This is a genomic window from Paenibacillus sp. FSL R5-0749, from assembly GCF_038595085.1.
Lineage (GTDB): Bacteria > Bacillota > Bacilli > Paenibacillales > Paenibacillaceae > Paenibacillus.
In genome coordinates, this window is record NZ_CP152005.1 from 2,087,153 (window position 1) to 2,103,706 (window position 16,554).

A 16,554-nucleotide genomic window follows, 5' to 3' on the forward strand; every position below is an offset into this window, starting at 1 on the left:
CATGGCAAGCAGGCACTGCGGGCCTCAGCCGCCGTGAATCGGGATGGGTTTCAGGCCAGCTTTGCTGGATGTATTCGACAATTTCATTGGACGAATGACGTCCGTGAGAACATGTTGTTGCAACAGATAACGGGCATAGGCAAGCGGCCGGGTATAAGTCAGGATATGCATGCGTCGGTCGCCCGCGTCTGCGAATGAGGTGCGGCCTGGTTTGGAGTTGACTTCAATTAGCCAGAGTTGGCCCTCTGCATCTGCTCCGAAATCAAGCCCCAATTCGGCTAACCTGCCGAAACGGCTCTCCAGCAGGGTGGGGATTAGCGTAGCAGTCTGCCGGATGTTCTTTAGCAGAGTTTCTGTACGGGTCGTTCCATATCGCTGGAGCAGATATGCATGGGCCGGATAGGCTCTGCCCCCACCGTGAAGATTGGATGTGAGTGAACCTTCGGGTCCTTCTCGTACCATACATCCGGTAAGCGTCCAGCGACCGTGCCCATTCTTTTGCATTAGTGCCCGTATGTCGAATGCTCTTCCTTGATGGCTAAGCTCCAGATAGGGCTGCACGATCATCTTGCGCTCAGCCTGTTGTAATGCCAGCCAGGAAGATACAGCCTGAGTATGGTTGAATGTAAGGAAAAAGGGTTCATTGTGTTCGTTACGCCCCTCCGCGATCCATGTGGATGGAGTTAATCCCCGAGACAGGCGAAAGGTATTTTTGCCATGAGTCCCGGATATCGGTTTGAAGAATAATCCTTTGGGCCAACGGTCCAGCCACGATTCCCAAGGAATATGCGATCCGATCCGGGTGGTGGGGGCAAGTTGTGACCGCAACTCAGGATTTCGGGACAACAGACGATGTACCTCCCATTTTCCTGGAAGAGAAGCCGACCAATAACGATATTGACCTGAGTCCTTCGTTCGTATCTGTTCCTTAAGCTGTTGTCTGACGTTCCTTGGGAGAGGGCGAAGGCAACGATCCATAATAAGATCAACCGCAGGGGCAGGTACCGAATTCCACTTCCCTTGATGATAGACATATCCCCATTGAAGAGGGGGATGGGCTGCATCAACCGATATTGGAATCACAATAATCTGAAGGGCGTATCGCACACTCCCCAAGCTGAGACGACGGCAGAAAAGTTCATCCGTGAAGGGAGGTGAGCCTTCAGTTGCACGCACCAGAATGGCCATTGTTTTGATCTCAGATGATGGAAACATTTCGCTGCACCTCTCCTTTGTAGAATGACTTTTCAAAAACCCGCCAGATACGTGGAATATTCGAGCATGGCTTTGACGGATGGGCGGATCTTGCTCTCACTCAGTGGTGTATTATCATTCTTGGATGGTTTGGAGTTGACTTCGAGCAGCCATACGCGTCCAGTGGTATCAAGGGCCAGATCAATACCGAGTTCACCAAAATGAGCAGGGATGGCACTCTCAATCCCTTTGGCGATATCCAGTGCTGCGGTGTGCAATCCTGCATATGCGGAAGCTTTGGCTGATCCGGACAACTGCGTTTTGGCAACAGCATCCTTGACGGTGCTGAGGCTTCCACCTCTTGCCAGATTGGATACATAGTGACTCCCGCCCGCAATTCGTGCAACGATGGAGGTTACACTCCATTTACCTGTACGGTTCTTTTGCACGAGTGCACGGAAATCCACGGGCCTGCCACTGTGGTCAATGAGAGTCAGCCCTTGTTGGATCTGATATCGTGTTGTTTTCATTTTCCCAGCCATACTGGCATACAGTTTATCCAGAGAAGCATACGTTTGTTTCCGGGTACCCCCAACGCCAGTCGCCAGAGTCAGGAAACTTCCGTCCGTCTGACGTGAGACCCGAATGATGCCTTTGCCCAAAGAACCGCGTACGGGCTTCAGAAATACAACCGGATGCCGATTGCACATCGTCTTGAGCATGGTGGATGTTTTGAGCAAATGGGACTCGGGAAGAACTCGTTTAAGCGTTGAAATGGACTTGAGTGCGTCAAATACTTCGTTTTTGTCCAGAAACTTTTCATTGAAGGTTTGCGTGCCGTAGAGCGATTTTACTTCTTTCATAAAATGCTGTACGCTAGGTTTGTTCTCAAGCTTGCGGGACGTTAGCCGGTTATTGACGACGTCTGCTACAGGCAGAACAGTCTTTTTCCAGCCGTCATCATACACCCAGCCTTTCATATAACCCGTTACCGCTCCAATATCCTCCGGTGTGAAAAAGGATACATAGGCGCCTTGCTTACGGCAGGCGTTCACCAGTTCTTGACAGAACATCGTGATGGAGCCAAAGGGCCGATCGGGCTGATCGGGATAATCCTGGCTAACCAGTACACTGATGTAGGGCCCAAGGCGAAGGGTACGGCTGGCTGAACGATAGGATACCCTCAGGACCGAACGTGGAACGAGACCGGTCTTGCTGGCAACTGTCTGATTGATGCGCAGTCCATCATACCTTGGAACCGGAATGACAGTGACTTCGCGACGGAAAGAGCCAAATTGCAGCTGAAGCGGCCTTCCTGAAGGGATTTTAAGCGCCTTGAGCACCCCTTCGCCCAGCATGATGACGTCGTCCTGCAGGATGCCCGAGCCGGTAACCTGAATCGTTACTTTTTTAGTGGACATCACGGATCTCCTTCCGGGCGGCAACTTGATGTCTGATCTCGAAGTTGAACGGCATCTGAACATGGCATGTGCTTCATCATATGAGGACATATAACCCTTGGTGATTGACCCATATGGATTAAATGTATTTGATTTCGAGGCAGGATATCGAAGGCCTGTTTCAGACCGCCTTTGTTTGACCGCGGAGAAAAGCGTGTATTAACACGGAAGAACAAACCAATCTGAGGAGGAATAATAGTGAACATTTATGACAAAGCCAATGATTTGGCCAAAGCACTGAGAGAAAGCAGCGAGGTGGAAGAGATTACTTCCGCGATGAAGCTGATTGAAGCTGATCCGGATGCAAAAGCAATGCTGGATAACTTTCGTGATCAACAAATGGAATTGCAACAACGTATGATGAGCGGGGATATGCCAGCTCCGGATGAGATGGAGAAAATGGAGAAACTGTTTGAAGTACTGAGTCTGAATCTGAACATCCGTCGTTTGTTTGATGCGGAGCGTCGTCTCAGTGTCATTATTGAAGACGTGAACAAAATTATTGCAGACAGCCTGGGTCATCTGTACGGTGGCGCTGAAGCGTAAAAAGGTAGTTCAAAAAGTCCACTTTTGATTACGAAGGATGAACACGTACCTAAAGGTTGTCTTGTTTTTTTACCTGAACCTTTCATATTAGCCCCTTACCGTTCATAGACTAGAATATAGAGTCGATCACGAACGAAGGAGCTGTGAATGGTGAAGAGGTTGAAAAAAGCAAAACATGTAATCTATCTGCTTATCGCGTTGTCGATGCTGGTCATTGCACTGCCGCGGATTTCCTTTGCTGGAGGAATGGACTGGGTTAATATTTTTGGCATCGTATGGGTGCTATTCTCCTTATTAATCGTTGGTGCACACCTACATTTTATTCTCGGTGTAGATGAAGAGAAGAAACGTGCACTGGAAGCCGTTCGCCGGGCGAAGCTGCGGCAGTGGGAGATGAAACTGCTGGACAAGCAGGAGCGGAGCGAGTCTGTATAAGGTACAGTAGTAGATACAACATGAGAGACCGGAATCCCTTGACTCAAGGGGTCCGGTCTTTTTTGCTACATACAGGATTAGAGGATAATTAATCGATTAAACTCAGAGGGGGAACCTTGCCTATGAGAATGAGATGGGAGTGGGGTTATTTTCCTGAAGGCGTGTTATAATAGGTACAGAATAGTACAGATGCATCTTCGGGGGTGGTACAGTTGGACGGACAGGAAGAGAACGTCACGAAGCATGAACAGTTACTTCAACATATTGAACAACTGAAGGTTGGCAGCAAAATATCAGTGCGTGGACTTGCACGGGAACTCGGTGTAAGTGAAGGGACAGCTTACCGTGCCGTAAAAGAGGCGGAGAACTTCGGACTGGTCGTGACCAAGGAACGAATTGGAACCGTTCGGATTGAGAAGAGACCTCGGGGCATGTCGGAACAGTTGACCTTTGCTGATGTTGTGACCATTGTAGAGGGCCATGTGCTGGGTGGTAACGAAGGTCTAGCCAAACCACTGCACAAGTATGTGATAGGTGCGATGAAAGAACAGGCGATGGCGCGTTATATTGACGCTGGGAGTCTGTTAATTGTGGGTAACCGTGAGGATGCTCACTCGCTTGCCCTCGAACAGGGAGCGGGCGTGTTGATTACGGGTGGTTTTGGGACAAGCCGTGAAGTAAGAATTATGGCTGACGAGCTTGGGCTACCGATTATTTCATCCCGGCATGATACATTCACGGTGGCTTCCATGATTAACCGCGCGATCTTTGACCGGCTGATTAAGAAAAAAATCATGCTTGTTGAGGATATCATTGGTCAGAAACCTCGCTTGCAGGTATTGAAAGTCACGAGCTCAGCCGCAGATTTTCATATGCTGGTCTCGGAGACGGGTGAACATCGCTTTCCAGTCGTGGATGAATGGAACCGGGTCATTGGCATTGTCAGTCTGAAGGATGTCAGTGAGCTGACGGCGGATCAAAGTATTGAGAAATGTGTCGTTCGCCGCCCGATTACGGCGTCGCTGCAAACCTCTCTTGCTTCCGCTGCGCAAATTATGACCTGGGAGGGCATCGATTTTCTGCCAATCGTGGATCGCAACCGCAAACTGATTGCATCCGTCACACGCAAGGAAGTGCTTCAGGCCATGCGGGATGCACAGAAGCAGCCACAACTGGGAGAGACGTTTGATCATCTGATCTGGAACGGGTTTGCCGAGGAACGCGGTGATCAGAATGAACTGTTATTTCACGGATTCATCATTCCTCAGATGGCAACCGATCTGGGTACGATCTCCGAAGGCGTTCTGTTGAATGTGATGACACAGGCTGGCCGGCGGGCAGCGTGGGATGTTACAGGGAACGACCATGTGGTGGATAATGTCACGACTTATTTTGTTCGACCGGTACAGATTGAGGATCAGATTCTGGTTCGACCTGTAATTCTGGAAACCAGTCGTCGAACGTGCAAAATGGACATTGTGGTTACACGTGAAGGCAGTGTGGTATGCAAAGCTGTAATGACATTGCAGTCCATTGACCACGCCTAGCACGTTGTATTGCCTCAGGTATAGACAAAGAGAGTACTCCCTCATGGAGAAGCTTTGCCGGGTTGCGTTGTAGCGCATTCTGGCTTCGCTTAATGAAGGGAAGTACTCTCTTTTTTACAGACACAATCATAGCACTTCAACAAATCATGCAGATTGTCCGGAAGTTGTACCTGATCCGTTACTGGACCGTTGTTGAATCCGCGCATAATAACTGCGGTTACGTATTCCGGCAAATACATTATACGCACCCATAATTAGAAATAGCGCTTCCACAACCACAGATAAGGTGGAACCCGTGAAGACAAACATCAGGATCAGCGCAAGAACAACAAGCATACCACCCATCCAGATATTCATCCACGAACGGTACAGACCAGCGCTGGTAGCATCCGAGCTTCTGTGTGAACGAATGCTGTTCAACGCTGCCAAAACCATGGCAACAGTAAAGATAGCGATTAGTACATATTTGAGTACATCAATGAACACAAAGACGCAGCTCCTTTTCTGGAAAGCATTTACTGCCCTTATTGTACCATGGAGAGATGCAGACAAGGGCAGTTTTTTGCTGTTACGCAGGAACATGCATGCGAATCTGTACCCAAACTTGCAGTACGCCTTCCATGACCAGCATCGTTTTGACCTGAACGGTGTATTCCTTTTCCCTGACGGAGTACACTTTCTGATTCAGCATGATTCGCGTCATTTTGCTATACTCGTCGATGTTGAATACATCTCTTCCGCGGAGCACCTCAAGTTCGTCTCCGAGCTTCTGTAACATCACTTTCAGAGAAGCCTCGTCTGGCCCCTTATCGGACTCTTCTGCACGGACCTTGATTTCCTTGATCACGGTTTGGCGTTTACTGTATTTTTTCAGCGTTTTGATATCCTCCTCATTCTGATGCAGCTGAAGCTGCAGCTCCTGATTGTTCAGCCACAACGCATTGTAACTCAGGTGAAATACCCCATTGTAGACGACGCATCCAGCGATCATTCCCAGAACAAATACAGCAGTCATTCGCATCAGCGGGCGGTAACGGGAGAATGGCGGAACTCTCATGAACGCTGTTCCTGTCTCATATTAGCTCCGGCCTCCGCCGCACACCCACTTTACCAGTTCTGTTCCCATATGTGCGCCCATAAAAGCAGAGATCAGATACAGAATTTGTTTGACCGCTGGAGACAGGTTACCATCCAGGAAATTGCTCTCGATGACCCGCATGGGATCAATGGTGCCACCCACAGCAGCTGCGAGTGCCCATATCTTTATTTTCCCGGAAATATCGAGCATCGTCTGTGTTGGAGGCTGGAGAGAAATCACCGCTCCAATACCTCCGATCATCGCGCCACCCAGCACGATTCCAAACGCAATAAAGAAATCAAGAATGGCTTTGGACAAAAATGTGCTCACTGGCAACACCCCTTTCAGACCTAGCAGCACACCTCCTGTCTTCGGTCTGTCACAGGGGGAGCGGCTTGTACTTCTATTGTATGGGCGTGCCCCCGAACGTTATGATAAAATAGAATAATAAAGTCTCCTTTTAAGAGGTAGTCACGATTTTTTAAGGTGATTCCGTTTTTTTATTTATTTAATTCATATATAAGAGAAAGATAGAGCGGCAAACGGATCAGAAGATCCGATGCTGTGACTATCTGCGGCGAAAGGAAGAAAAAAACATGAGTTCTTTTGTGCATTTGCACGTTCACAGCGAATACAGTTTGCTGGACGGCGCTGCGCGTATTCCGGATCTCGTGAATAAGGCTGCAGATCTCGGAATGACAACACTGGCGCTAACCGACCATGGCGTAATGTATGGTGCAATTCCTTTTTATAAAGCATGTATAGAACGGGGTATCAAGCCGATTATCGGTTGCGAGGCATACATGACAGCTGGGTCCCGCAAAGAGCGGGGAAGCCGTAAGGATCAGCCGATTCATCATTTGATTTTGCTGGCCAAAAACATGACGGGATACCGTAATCTCATGAAATTGTGCTCGATTGGACATCTCGAAGGTTTTCATTACAAACCACGTATCGATATGGAAAGTCTGGCTGCCCATCATGAGGGAATTATCTGTCTTAGCGCTTGTCTGGGGGGCGAGGTTCCTCAGCACTTATTGCATGGACGAGAGGAAGAAGCGCGGCGTGCGGCGTTGCGTTATAAAAATATCTTTGGTGAAGACTTCTATCTGGAGCTTCAGGATCATGGGCTTTCCGAGCAAAAAAGGGTGAATCCCCAGTTGATCAAACTGGCGGCTGAACTTGAGATTCCGCTTGTAGCGACGAATGATGCCCACTATCTTTCGGAAGAAGATGCGGAGCTTCAGGATGTGCTGATCTGTATCGGAACGGGCAAGACCGTGGATGATGAGAATCGGCTCCGCATTGGAACGAATCAGCTCTATCTGAAAAGTGAAGAAGAGATGGCTCGTTTGTTTCCTCATGTACCGGAAGCTCTGGCGAATACCGTCCGCATTGCGGAATCCTGTGAGTTGAAGCTGGAGTTCGGCAAATCGATTTTGCCGGAATACAGACCCCTTCCAGATGGGCTCAGCCCTTCGGCGTATCTGCGTCAACTGTGCGAAGAAGGCATGGAGGAGCGTTACACGCAGACCACACGCTGGACTGATGCGAAGCTTCGATCCGAACTCGAACAACGCTTGTCGTATGAACTGGGTGTAATCGACAGCATGGGCTTCTCCGATTATTTCCTGATTGTCTGGGATTTTATCGCCTATGCGCATAAACAAGGCATTGTTACTGGCCCAGGCCGGGGCTCCTCGGCAGGAAGTCTGGTAGCCTACACGTTGCACATCACGGATGTTGATCCGATGAAATACAACCTGCTCTTCGAACGTTTTTTGAATCCCGAGCGGATCTCCATGCCGGATATTGATATTGACTTCAGCGATGAACGGCGGGATGAGGTCATTGATTATGTCGCGCATAAATATGGCAAAGCCCATGTCGCCCAGATTATTACCTTTGGAACGATGGCAGCCCGTGCTGCTGTACGTGATGTGGGACGAGCACTGAATGTGCCTTATGGCGAAGTAGACAAGGCTGCGAAGTTGATTCCGGCGCAACTCGGCATTAACATCGAGCGGGCCATGGAAGCGACACCTGAGCTGAAGGCGCTGTATGAAACCAAGCCGAAAACCCGTGAACTGCTGGATATGGCGGTGAAGGTCGAAGGTATGCCACGTCATGCTTCCACGCATGCAGCGGGGGTGGTCATCTCCCGTGATCCGCTGACCGATGCGGTGCCGCTTCAGGAGGGCAGTGAAGGGACGGCGTTGACCCAGTATTCCATGGAAAACCTGGAGTCAATTGGGTTGCTTAAGATGGACTTTCTCGGTCTGCGTACCCTCTCAATCATTGAGCGGTGTGTACGCTGGATTGGGGAACATGGAGAAATTCCGGACTTCCGTCTTATTCCCGATGATGATGCTTTGACTTACGAGATGCTCGGCCGTGGTGACACGATGGGCATATTCCAACTGGAATCTGCCGGTGTACGCCGTGTGCTGAAAGATTTGAAGCCAAGTAGTTTTGAAGATGTGATCTCGGTACTTGCCTTGTATCGTCCGGGTCCGATGGAGTTCATATCCAAATACATTCAGGGTAAGCATGGACAGATCGAAGTGGATTACCCGCACGTGGATCTGGAGCCTATTCTGAAAGATACGTACGGCATCATCGTGTATCAAGAGCAGATCATGCAGATTGCCTCCCGGATGGCGGGTTTCTCGCTGGGTGAAGCAGATTTGCTTCGCAGAGCGGTCTCCAAGAAGAAACGGGAAGTGCTGGATCTGGAGCGTGGTCACTTTGTACAAGGCAGTCTGAAGCAAGGGTATAGCGAAGAAGAAGCTGACCTTGTTTATGACATGATCGTTAAGTTTGCGAACTATGGCTTCCCGCGTGCTCACGCCGCGGCTTATGGTGTGCTTGCATTCCAGACGGCTTATCTAAAGGCGCATTATCCTGTGCACTTTATGGCATCCATGCTGACAGCCGTGATGGGCAGTCATCGGAAAGTGGCAGAGTACGTGGTGGAATGTCGGCGTATGGATATGGAGGTGCTTCCGCCGGATGTGAATGAGAGCGGTATTTTGTTTACGCCTGTATTTATACCATCCGGTAGCGCAGGCACCGGGGATCAGAGCATTGTATCGCAGCAGACTGCGGGAGCCGATGCAGAGAGTGACACCGGAAGCGTGGCCGAAGAACATACCGCGAACGGTAACGGAAGTTCCTTCAGAGAAGAACACGTTCATGAGCATGAGGAGCATTCGGGACAAGCTGAATATGGTGAAGCACCTTTGCCGGATGATCCGGGTCTTGGCTCCGAAGAGGACAGTGGTGGATATGAGTGGCAGGCATCGACAGCCATGCCTGAAGCAACCGACAACCAGAAGGAACCGGAATTGGTAAAGGCTACCTCAAAGGGTGCAATTCGCTTCGGTCTGGCTGCTGTGAAAAATGTCGGTACCCAGGCCATGGAAAGCATTATGATCGTAAGGCAGGAGAGACCGTTCGACAGTCTGCTCGATTTTTGTCGTCGTGTGGATCTGCGTGTATGTAACAAACGTGTGATTGAATCGCTGATCCAGGCCGGAGCTTTTGACACATTACCCGGACACCGGGCCCAATTGCTGGCGATGCTGGATGAGACCGTTGAAGCCGCGTTGAAATGGCGCAAAGAACGTGAGGATCTGCAGATTCAATTGTTCGACTTTGTGGAGACGCCAAACTGGGAGATTGAATACCCGGAAATTCCTCCTTATTCCTCTGGGCAGCAACTGGAGCTAGAGCGTGAGTTGTTAGGCTTGTATCTCTCCGGGCATCCGCTGGATGACTATGAAGATGTGCTTGAATCGAGTGGGGCTGACCGGATCATGGAGCTGACCGAGGCGGCAGACGACACAATGGCCGTCGCCGCGGGTATGGTAGTGTCTGTGAAGTCAATTACGACGAAACAGGGCAAGGCCATGGCGTTCATGGAGCTGGAAGACCAGATCGAACGCTGCGAAGTGGTTCTCTTTCCCGAGGTATGGCGGCGTAGCCAGCAGCATGTCGGGAAAGGTGAATTGCTCGTCGTGCGTGCCAAAGTGCAGCAGCAGGACGAAGGGTTCAAGCTGCTGGCTGAGGAAGTGGTGCCGTTGTCACAGGCGGCACTGGAGCAGCAGCTGCGTAGCCGTGACCGGCGCGGCAAGCCCGGCAGCGGCAGCTCTTCGCGCCCGGCGCCGTCGGCTTCGCCGCGGCGGCCAGCGGGCGCAGGAGCCGAAGCGCAGCGCAGCAGCGCAGGCGGGGATGCTTCCGCTGCGCGTAGCAGCGGGAGCCAAGGCTCGGCAGCGACGCGCAGCGATGCGGCGGGTATGGGCGCAGCCACGGCTGCGGCTTCCCGGCCTGGCGGTGCCGCTGAAGCGGCTGGCAGCCAGGCGCAGAGCCGAGAACCGCGGGCGGTGGAGCAGCGGGTGTTCGTGAAGATTGCCCCGCATGCGGAGAAGCCTGAGCTTCTGGCACGTCTGAAGCAGCTGCTTCAGGAGCACCCTGGACCTGTTGCGACGGTGCTCTTCTATGAGCAGCAACAGAAGCTGCTTGCACTGAGTGATGCCTACCGAATTAAACCATCACCAGCCCTGTTCTCCGACATGGAGAAGATGCTGGGTGAAGGGACGGTCAAAATTAAATAAGCGGTTATCTCGTTAGTGATCGTCTTTATTCCAACAATATGAAACCTGTTTAGCTAAATGCTGAACAGGTTTTTTGTGATCGATGTATCGCGGTCCTGATTTCACCATCCGCACATTTTATGAACATTTTAACAGGTTACTGCATACACTTGAGAACACCGAAGGACCGAGTGGTCCTCGGGGTATTGATGCGGGAGGTCGAGATATGTCATATGAAATCGTAGAAGCCATGCTGGCCCGGCGCGGGGTACAGATTGATGCAATCGCCGCAATTGTATACCGTCTGCAAAAAGGGTACCACCCCGAACTGACCTTGGACGACTGTGTTACCAGCGTGAAATCCGTTCTGCAGAAACGAGAGGTGCAATATACACTTTATACAGGTATTGCTCTCGACGAACTTGCGGAGAAGCGACTCTTGCCCCAACCGTTACAAGCTATTATGGAAGCGGATGAATCCCTGTATGGAGTGGACGAGACTCTGGCCCTCGGCATTACTCATGTGTATGGTATGATTGGTTTAACCAGCTTTGGTTATCTGGATAAAGAAAAAATAGGTGTCATTCATGATTTGAATGAACATGCAACAGCCATTCATGTCTTTTTGGATGACCTGGTTGCAGGGGTGGCCGCTGCAGCTTCTGCCCGGATTGCACACAAAAATATTAAAGCCAAAAAATACCCCTCAGACCTTTAACCCCCTGTATTTCCATGCCTGCATGCCGTGATCAATCTTATGACTTATATGAAGGTCTCCAAGGGCGGCTGACGCTGCCCTGATACGTTTAGGACTGCTTATGGAAGAAGTATCAATAAGAAGATTTCGTCAACCATATGAGTTATTTGTGGGGGACTAATGTCCCTCATGATCCCAAATTCTCCCCCAAGGTCCCGAACCCTTTCTTGCAGAAAAAAAGTGAGGTATGTTATCATTAGTCCAATATACGGGCTCTGAACATTAGCTTAGGGGGCGGACAAGGCATGTGGACGGTGATTTACATTGCGCCGACAGCAAAGGTTGCGGACAAGATTAAGACCAGGCTTTCGGAAGAAGGTTTTCTGGTACAGACCCGTCCCATCAGTTTATCCAAGCAGCAATTTGAGATTCGCGTCCCTTCTGGGGAATTGGAAGAGGTCCAGGAAGTGTTGAATTCCATTCTGCATTCCTGATTCGTTCGACATCGACGTGCCTTGGCAGAGGAAGAAGTACCATCGGTACATAAGGGACTAACCGCGTAAGCGGAGAGAGGAATCGACTTGCATGTATTGTATGCTGCTGTCCTTCCTTCTTTTTTTGTTAGGACTAGGACCGACCTGGTTGCTCCCGGAGACCCTACCTAGATAGATTCAAAACATCGGCGCAACAATCTTTCGGTTATTGCAGGTAATATCAATCGTGCTGACAGAAGCCGCTGATCCTTGCCCTGTACCGGCGGATTTTTTTGTTGTGAATGCTGGACAAGGCCCATGGCAGCGTGTGGGTCGTAAGCGGTTTACCGTAGCACGCGGATGAAGCTGTCACAAGCAGCGCACTGCAGGTTGCGGCCATCAAATCAACGGCTGGAGAGGTGTAGTTGTGTTCAAAGATATATTCCAGAAGAAACGGAAGTACGCTACCATACCTTCCGAGCGTGCACTTCCCGGCGAAGGCCAGGAAGTCCTAGAACGCCCAAAACGTGAAATACCTGAAGGGCTTATGAACAAGTGCAGCAAATGCGGCACCATTCAATATAGCAAGGAATTGGAGAAAAATCTGAAAGTATGTCCTGCCTGTGGTTACCATATGCGTCTTAACGCTATGGAGCGCATTGCTATGGTACTTGATGATCAAGGGTTTGTTGAGTTTGACGCTGATATGATATCAGTTGATCCGCTTGGCTTTCCTGGATATAGCAACAAATTGGAACAACAACGTCTGAAATCGGGCCTGAAGGAAGCGGTAATTACAGGGGAAGGTACCATTGAGGGCCTGCCTGTAGTTGTGGCTGTCATGAGCTTTGATTTCTTCACAGGCAGCATGGGTTCGGTTGTAGGGGAGAAAATTACCCGTGCCATTGAGCATGCAACAGAGAAGCGCTTGCCAATGATCATTTTCTCCACATCAGGTGGTGCCCGGATGCAGGAGAGTATTCTCAGCCTCATGCAAATGGCCAAAACAAGCGCAGCTTTATCCCGTTTGGATGAACAGGGTGGGCTGTACATTTCGGTCATCACGGACCCGACGACAGGTGGAGTCTCGGCAAGTTTTGCGAGTCTGGGCGATATTAATATTGCCGAACCTGGCGCTGTGTTTGGTTTTGCCGGCAGAATCGTTATTGAACAGACCATCCGTCAGAAGTTACCTGATGATTTCCAGACGGCTGAATTTAATATGCAGCACGGTCAGCTGGACATGGTTGTGCACCGGAAAGAACTTCGGGCCACTCTTGGCAAGCTTCTGGATATGCATAGTGAAAAAGGAGGGGTCTAAATGGCGGGTGAGTTGCCATATGAAGCGCCTCTGGTTGAGATGCGCAAAAAGATTGATGAACTCGTACAGTTTGGACAGGAAAAAGGGATCGACTTCACGGACGAGATTGCCCGCCTGGAAGAACGTTACCATAGACTTGAAGAAGAGATTTACACTGGCATAACGGCAGCACAGAAAATGCATCTGGCCCGGCACCAGCAACGCCCAACGGCGCTAGATCTGATTCAATTGATATTTACGGACTTCATTGAGCTGCACGGTGATCGCATGTTCGGAGACGATCTTGCGGTTGTTGGCGGGCTTGCCAAGTTGAATGGAAAGACAGTAACGGTAATCGGACAACAGCGGGGGAAAGATACGAAGGATAACATCGCCCGCTTTTTCGGCAGCGCTCATCCGGAAGGTTTCCGAAAAGGACTTCGTCTGATGAAACAAGCGAACAAATTTGGCCGTCCTATTATTACGTTTATTGATACTAAAGGGGCGTATCCGGGTAATACTGCAGAAGAGAGAGGTCAATCGGAAGCTATTGCTCGCAACCTGATGGAAATGGCGAAGCTTTCGGTTCCTGTTATAGTTGTGGTCATCGGCGAAGGTGGAAGCGGCGGTGCTCTCGCTATGGCTGTGGGTAATCGTGTGTTGATGCTGGAACATGCAATCTATTCTGCGATCTCTCCGAACGGGGCTGCTTCGATTCTCTGGAAGGATGCATCCAAGGCAGATCAAGCGGCTGAAGCGATGAAAATAACAGCCAAGGACCTTCTGGAGATGGAAGTTATTGAAGAGATCGTGCCTGAGCCACGCGGCGGTGCTCATCGGGATTATGAAGCGTCTGCTGCTTTCATCAGTGAAGCTTTGATCCGTCATCTCGACGAGATGAAGGGTTGGAGCGGGGATCAGCTGAAACAGGATCGGTATGAGAAATTCCGTAAAATTGGATCGGTCACGTTTGAACCTCAAGCATCCATTGAAGCTCCTCAAGAGCTTGTAGAAGTAGATGCCGCGAGTAATTTGTCGGGAAATGTTGAATAGTGTGACGAATTTCCTATACAAATGAGCAAAAGTATAGTAAATTTAATAGTTGGAAAAAGAAAAATAGATAAAGAGTAATACCTTTAAAATCGGAGGAAACCCAAAATGCGTAAAACGAAAATTGTATGTACCATTGGTCCATCCAGTGAATCTCTGGAGAACACCAAAAAATTGATTATGGCCGGTATGAATGTGGCCCGTCTGAACTTCTCCCACGGTGATTTCGATGAGCACGGCGGACGGATCATTGCGATTCGCCAAGCATGCGAAGAGTTGAACAAAACAGTAGCGATCTTGCTGGACACCAAAGGACCGGAAATTCGGACAGGTAAACTCGAAGTAGAACCGATCGAATTGGTTCAAGACGAGTACATCACTTTGACAACAGAAGAAATTCTTGGAACCAAAGAACGTCTTTCCATTACGTATACAGATCTTCCGAATGATGTTGAACCGGGATCTACAATTCTGATCGACGACGGTCTGATCGGACTGACTGTGGTGGAAGTGCAAGGCACCGAGATCAAATGCCGTATCGTTAACGGCGGATCGATCAAAAGCAAAAAAGGTGTTAACGTTCCGGGCGTTGCCATTTCTCTGCCGGGTATCACCGAAAAAGACGCTAACGATATCGTATTTGGTATTGAGCAAGGTGTTGATTTCATCGCGGCTTCTTTTGTACGTAAAGCGAGTGACGTACTTGAGATTCGTGAATTGCTTGAAAAACACAATGCTGGACATATCCAAATCATCTCCAAAATTGAAAACCAACAAGGTGTCGATAACCTCGATGAGATCCTTGAAGTATCTGACGGCCTGATGGTTGCTCGTGGAGACCTGGGTGTTGAGATTCCTGCGGAAGAAGTACCATTGGTACAAAAACGCATGATCGAAAAATGTAATGTTGCAGGTAAACCGGTAATCACAGCTACACAAATGTTGGATTCCATGCAGCGTAACCCACGTCCAACACGTGCTGAAGCGAGTGACGTGGCGAATGCGATCTTCGATGGCACGGACGCAATCATGTTGTCCGGTGAGACAGCTGCGGGTAAATACCCGGTTGAATCCGTTCTGACCATGTCCCGTATTGCTGAAAAAGCAGAATCTGCTCTGCCTTACCAAGAGCTGTATCTGAAGCAACGTGTTGCTCAACAAACAACTGTTACGGAAGCAATCAGTCAATCAGTTGCCCTTTCAGCTCAAGATTTGAACGCAAAAGCGATCATCACTTCAACTGAATCAGGACACACTGCACGCATGATTTCCAAGTATCGTCCAGAATCTCCAATCATCGCTGTAACTACGGAAGACAGAACTTCCCGTCGTTTGGCTCTGGCTTGGGGTGTAACTCCTGTCAAAGGAAGACTGGTTGATTCCACGGATGCTTTGTTCGAAAATGCAATTGAAGGCGGCGTAAAATCCGGACTGGTTAAAGAAGGAGACCTGGTTGTGATTACAGCAGGTGTACCTTTGGGTCGTTCCGGTTCTACCAACCTGATTAAAGTAAGCCAAATTCCAAACAACGCTTAATAGCGTATTGGATGGAGAAGCAACAGGAAAGAAGCAATGGGGCGTTATTGTCCCGTTGCTTTTTTTTCCATCTTATTGACACTTTGCAGCGAGGTAACACGTATGAATGTTAGAACGAAGGAGGCCGATCACGTGCGAGAACAGATCAATGGTAGCTGGTATGCGGCACGTCTTCGTGTACGCTATCAAGAAAGTGACCAGATGGGCGTGGTCTACCACGCGAACTATTTAAATTGGTTTGAAATCGGTCGAACTGAGATGATTCGCCAAATGGGGTATACATATCGTAAAATGGAGGAACAGGGGTTACTGCTTCCCGTAACCGGACTGGATGTGAAGTATCACAAGCCTGCCCGATATGATGATGAGATTATCATTTTCACCCGTATTGCTGCATTTAGTGGTCTGCGACTGAACTATGAGTACGACATAAGACGCATGTCTGAAGAACCTGATGAGCATATGGCGATTGGAGAACGGGTATGGTCAGCTGATGAATCACTCCCCGGAGAACGGCTGGTTACAGGTTCTACCCAGCATGTGTGGGTAAATGGAGACTGGAAGCCAGTTCGGCTGGATAAGGCAGCCTCTGAGCTATACAGCGCGCTTGAAAAGGTGTGGCTTTCGGGAAAGGGGTAATACG

The 16,554-nt window shown here is 49.6% G+C and carries 15 protein-coding genes; 10 read left to right on the forward strand and 5 right to left on the reverse strand.

Features of this window, described 5'->3' with window-relative positions; genetic code table 11:
- Positions 1 to 24 precede the first annotated feature (24 nt).
- A complete protein-coding gene (locus MKY85_RS09435) occupies positions 25 to 1,215 on the reverse strand; it encodes a YheC/YheD family protein (RefSeq protein ID WP_342572447.1) in 1,191 nt (396 codons plus the stop codon).
- Positions 1,216 to 1,247: 32 nt separating this feature from the next.
- A complete protein-coding gene (locus MKY85_RS09440; protein ID WP_342572448.1) occupies positions 1,248 to 2,615 on the reverse strand; it encodes a YheC/YheD family protein in 1,368 nt (455 codons plus the stop codon).
- A 237-nt stretch (positions 2,616 to 2,852) separates the two neighbouring features.
- On the opposite strand from MKY85_RS09440, the gene MKY85_RS09445 reads away from it, so the two are divergent.
- The 3 genes from MKY85_RS09445 (at position 2,853) to MKY85_RS09455 (ending at position 5,182) form a co-directional block, all read left to right on the forward strand.
- Complete coding sequence (locus MKY85_RS09445; RefSeq protein ID WP_036609862.1) at positions 2,853 to 3,200, forward strand: YlbF family regulator; 348 nt, start codon at positions 2,853 to 2,855, stop codon at positions 3,198 to 3,200.
- A gap of 150 nt (positions 3,201 to 3,350) precedes the next feature.
- Positions 3,351 to 3,635, forward strand: coding sequence for a hypothetical protein (locus MKY85_RS09450; protein WP_085981456.1), 285 nt, complete (start codon positions 3,351 to 3,353; stop codon positions 3,633 to 3,635).
- A 212-nt stretch (positions 3,636 to 3,847) separates the two neighbouring features.
- On the forward strand, positions 3,848 to 5,182 hold the full coding sequence (locus tag MKY85_RS09455) for a DRTGG domain-containing protein (protein ID WP_253433039.1): 1,335 nt from the start codon (positions 3,848 to 3,850) through the stop codon (positions 5,180 to 5,182).
- Positions 5,183 to 5,326: 144 nt separating this feature from the next.
- On the opposite strand, the gene MKY85_RS09460 is transcribed toward MKY85_RS09455, so the two are convergent.
- The 3 genes from MKY85_RS09460 to MKY85_RS09470 form a co-directional block, all read right to left on the reverse strand.
- Positions 5,327 to 5,668, reverse strand: coding sequence for a YtpI family protein (locus tag MKY85_RS09460; RefSeq protein WP_342572449.1), 342 nt, complete (start codon positions 5,666 to 5,668; stop codon positions 5,327 to 5,329).
- 82 nt (positions 5,669 to 5,750) lie between these two features.
- Positions 5,751 to 6,239: a hypothetical protein gene (locus MKY85_RS09465; protein WP_036609856.1), complete on the reverse strand. Its 489-nt coding sequence runs from the start codon at positions 6,237 to 6,239 to the stop codon at positions 5,751 to 5,753.
- 21 nt (positions 6,240 to 6,260) lie between these two features.
- Positions 6,261 to 6,590, reverse strand: a complete 330-nt coding sequence (locus MKY85_RS09470; protein WP_026081169.1) for a YtrH family sporulation protein — start codon at positions 6,588 to 6,590, stop codon at positions 6,261 to 6,263.
- A 266-nt stretch (positions 6,591 to 6,856) separates the two neighbouring features.
- Between MKY85_RS09470 and MKY85_RS09475 the strand changes: the two genes are divergently transcribed.
- From MKY85_RS09475 to MKY85_RS09505, 7 genes are all read left to right on the forward strand, one after another.
- Positions 6,857 to 10,876, forward strand: coding sequence for a DNA polymerase III subunit alpha (locus MKY85_RS09475; protein WP_342572450.1), 4,020 nt, complete (start codon positions 6,857 to 6,859; stop codon positions 10,874 to 10,876).
- A gap of 205 nt (positions 10,877 to 11,081) precedes the next feature.
- Positions 11,082 to 11,573, forward strand: coding sequence for a phosphatidylglycerophosphatase A (locus MKY85_RS09480; RefSeq protein ID WP_339240994.1), 492 nt, complete (start codon positions 11,082 to 11,084; stop codon positions 11,571 to 11,573).
- A 284-nt stretch (positions 11,574 to 11,857) separates the two neighbouring features.
- Positions 11,858 to 12,046, forward strand: a complete 189-nt coding sequence (locus MKY85_RS09485) for a glutamate decarboxylase (RefSeq protein WP_339240996.1) — start codon at positions 11,858 to 11,860, stop codon at positions 12,044 to 12,046.
- Positions 12,047 to 12,452: 406 nt separating this feature from the next.
- Positions 12,453 to 13,346 carry an acetyl-CoA carboxylase, carboxyltransferase subunit beta gene (gene accD, locus MKY85_RS09490; RefSeq protein ID WP_339240998.1) on the forward strand — a complete coding sequence of 298 codons (894 nt, stop codon included), beginning with the start codon at positions 12,453 to 12,455 and terminating at the stop codon, positions 13,344 to 13,346.
- Positions 13,347 to 14,378: an acetyl-CoA carboxylase carboxyltransferase subunit alpha gene (locus MKY85_RS09495; protein WP_339241000.1), complete on the forward strand. Its 1,032-nt coding sequence runs from the start codon at positions 13,347 to 13,349 to the stop codon at positions 14,376 to 14,378.
- A gap of 105 nt (positions 14,379 to 14,483) precedes the next feature.
- The gene (gene pyk, locus MKY85_RS09500) at positions 14,484 to 15,911 is read left to right on the forward strand and encodes a pyruvate kinase (RefSeq protein ID WP_062833547.1); all 1,428 of its coding nucleotides are present in this window, start codon (positions 14,484 to 14,486) and stop codon (positions 15,909 to 15,911) included.
- A 102-nt stretch (positions 15,912 to 16,013) separates the two neighbouring features.
- On the forward strand, positions 16,014 to 16,550 hold the full coding sequence (locus tag MKY85_RS09505; RefSeq protein ID WP_342572451.1) for a thioesterase family protein: 537 nt from the start codon (positions 16,014 to 16,016) through the stop codon (positions 16,548 to 16,550).
- The last annotated feature ends 4 nt before the right edge of the window (positions 16,551 to 16,554 follow it).

Coding starts and splice junctions, on each gene's coding strand:
- MKY85_RS09435 (WP_342572447.1), bottom strand. CDS start 1,215: ATGTTTCCATCATCTGAGATCAAAACAATGGCCATTCTGGTGCGTGCA.
- MKY85_RS09465 (WP_036609856.1), bottom strand. CDS start 6,239: ATGAGAGTTCCGCCATTCTCCCGTTACCGCCCGCTGATGCGAATGACT.
- pyk (WP_062833547.1), top strand. CDS start 14,484: ATGCGTAAAACGAAAATTGTATGTACCATTGGTCCATCCAGTGAATCT.
- MKY85_RS09440 (WP_342572448.1), bottom strand. CDS start 2,615: ATGTCCACTAAAAAAGTAACGATTCAGGTTACCGGCTCGGGCATCCTG.
- MKY85_RS09495 (WP_339241000.1), top strand. CDS start 13,347: ATGGCGGGTGAGTTGCCATATGAAGCGCCTCTGGTTGAGATGCGCAAA.
- MKY85_RS09485 (WP_339240996.1), top strand. CDS start 11,858: ATGTGGACGGTGATTTACATTGCGCCGACAGCAAAGGTTGCGGACAAG.
- MKY85_RS09480 (WP_339240994.1), top strand. CDS start 11,082: ATGTCATATGAAATCGTAGAAGCCATGCTGGCCCGGCGCGGGGTACAG.
- MKY85_RS09505 (WP_342572451.1), top strand. CDS start 16,014: ATGAATGTTAGAACGAAGGAGGCCGATCACGTGCGAGAACAGATCAAT.
- MKY85_RS09475 (WP_342572450.1), top strand. CDS start 6,857: ATGAGTTCTTTTGTGCATTTGCACGTTCACAGCGAATACAGTTTGCTG.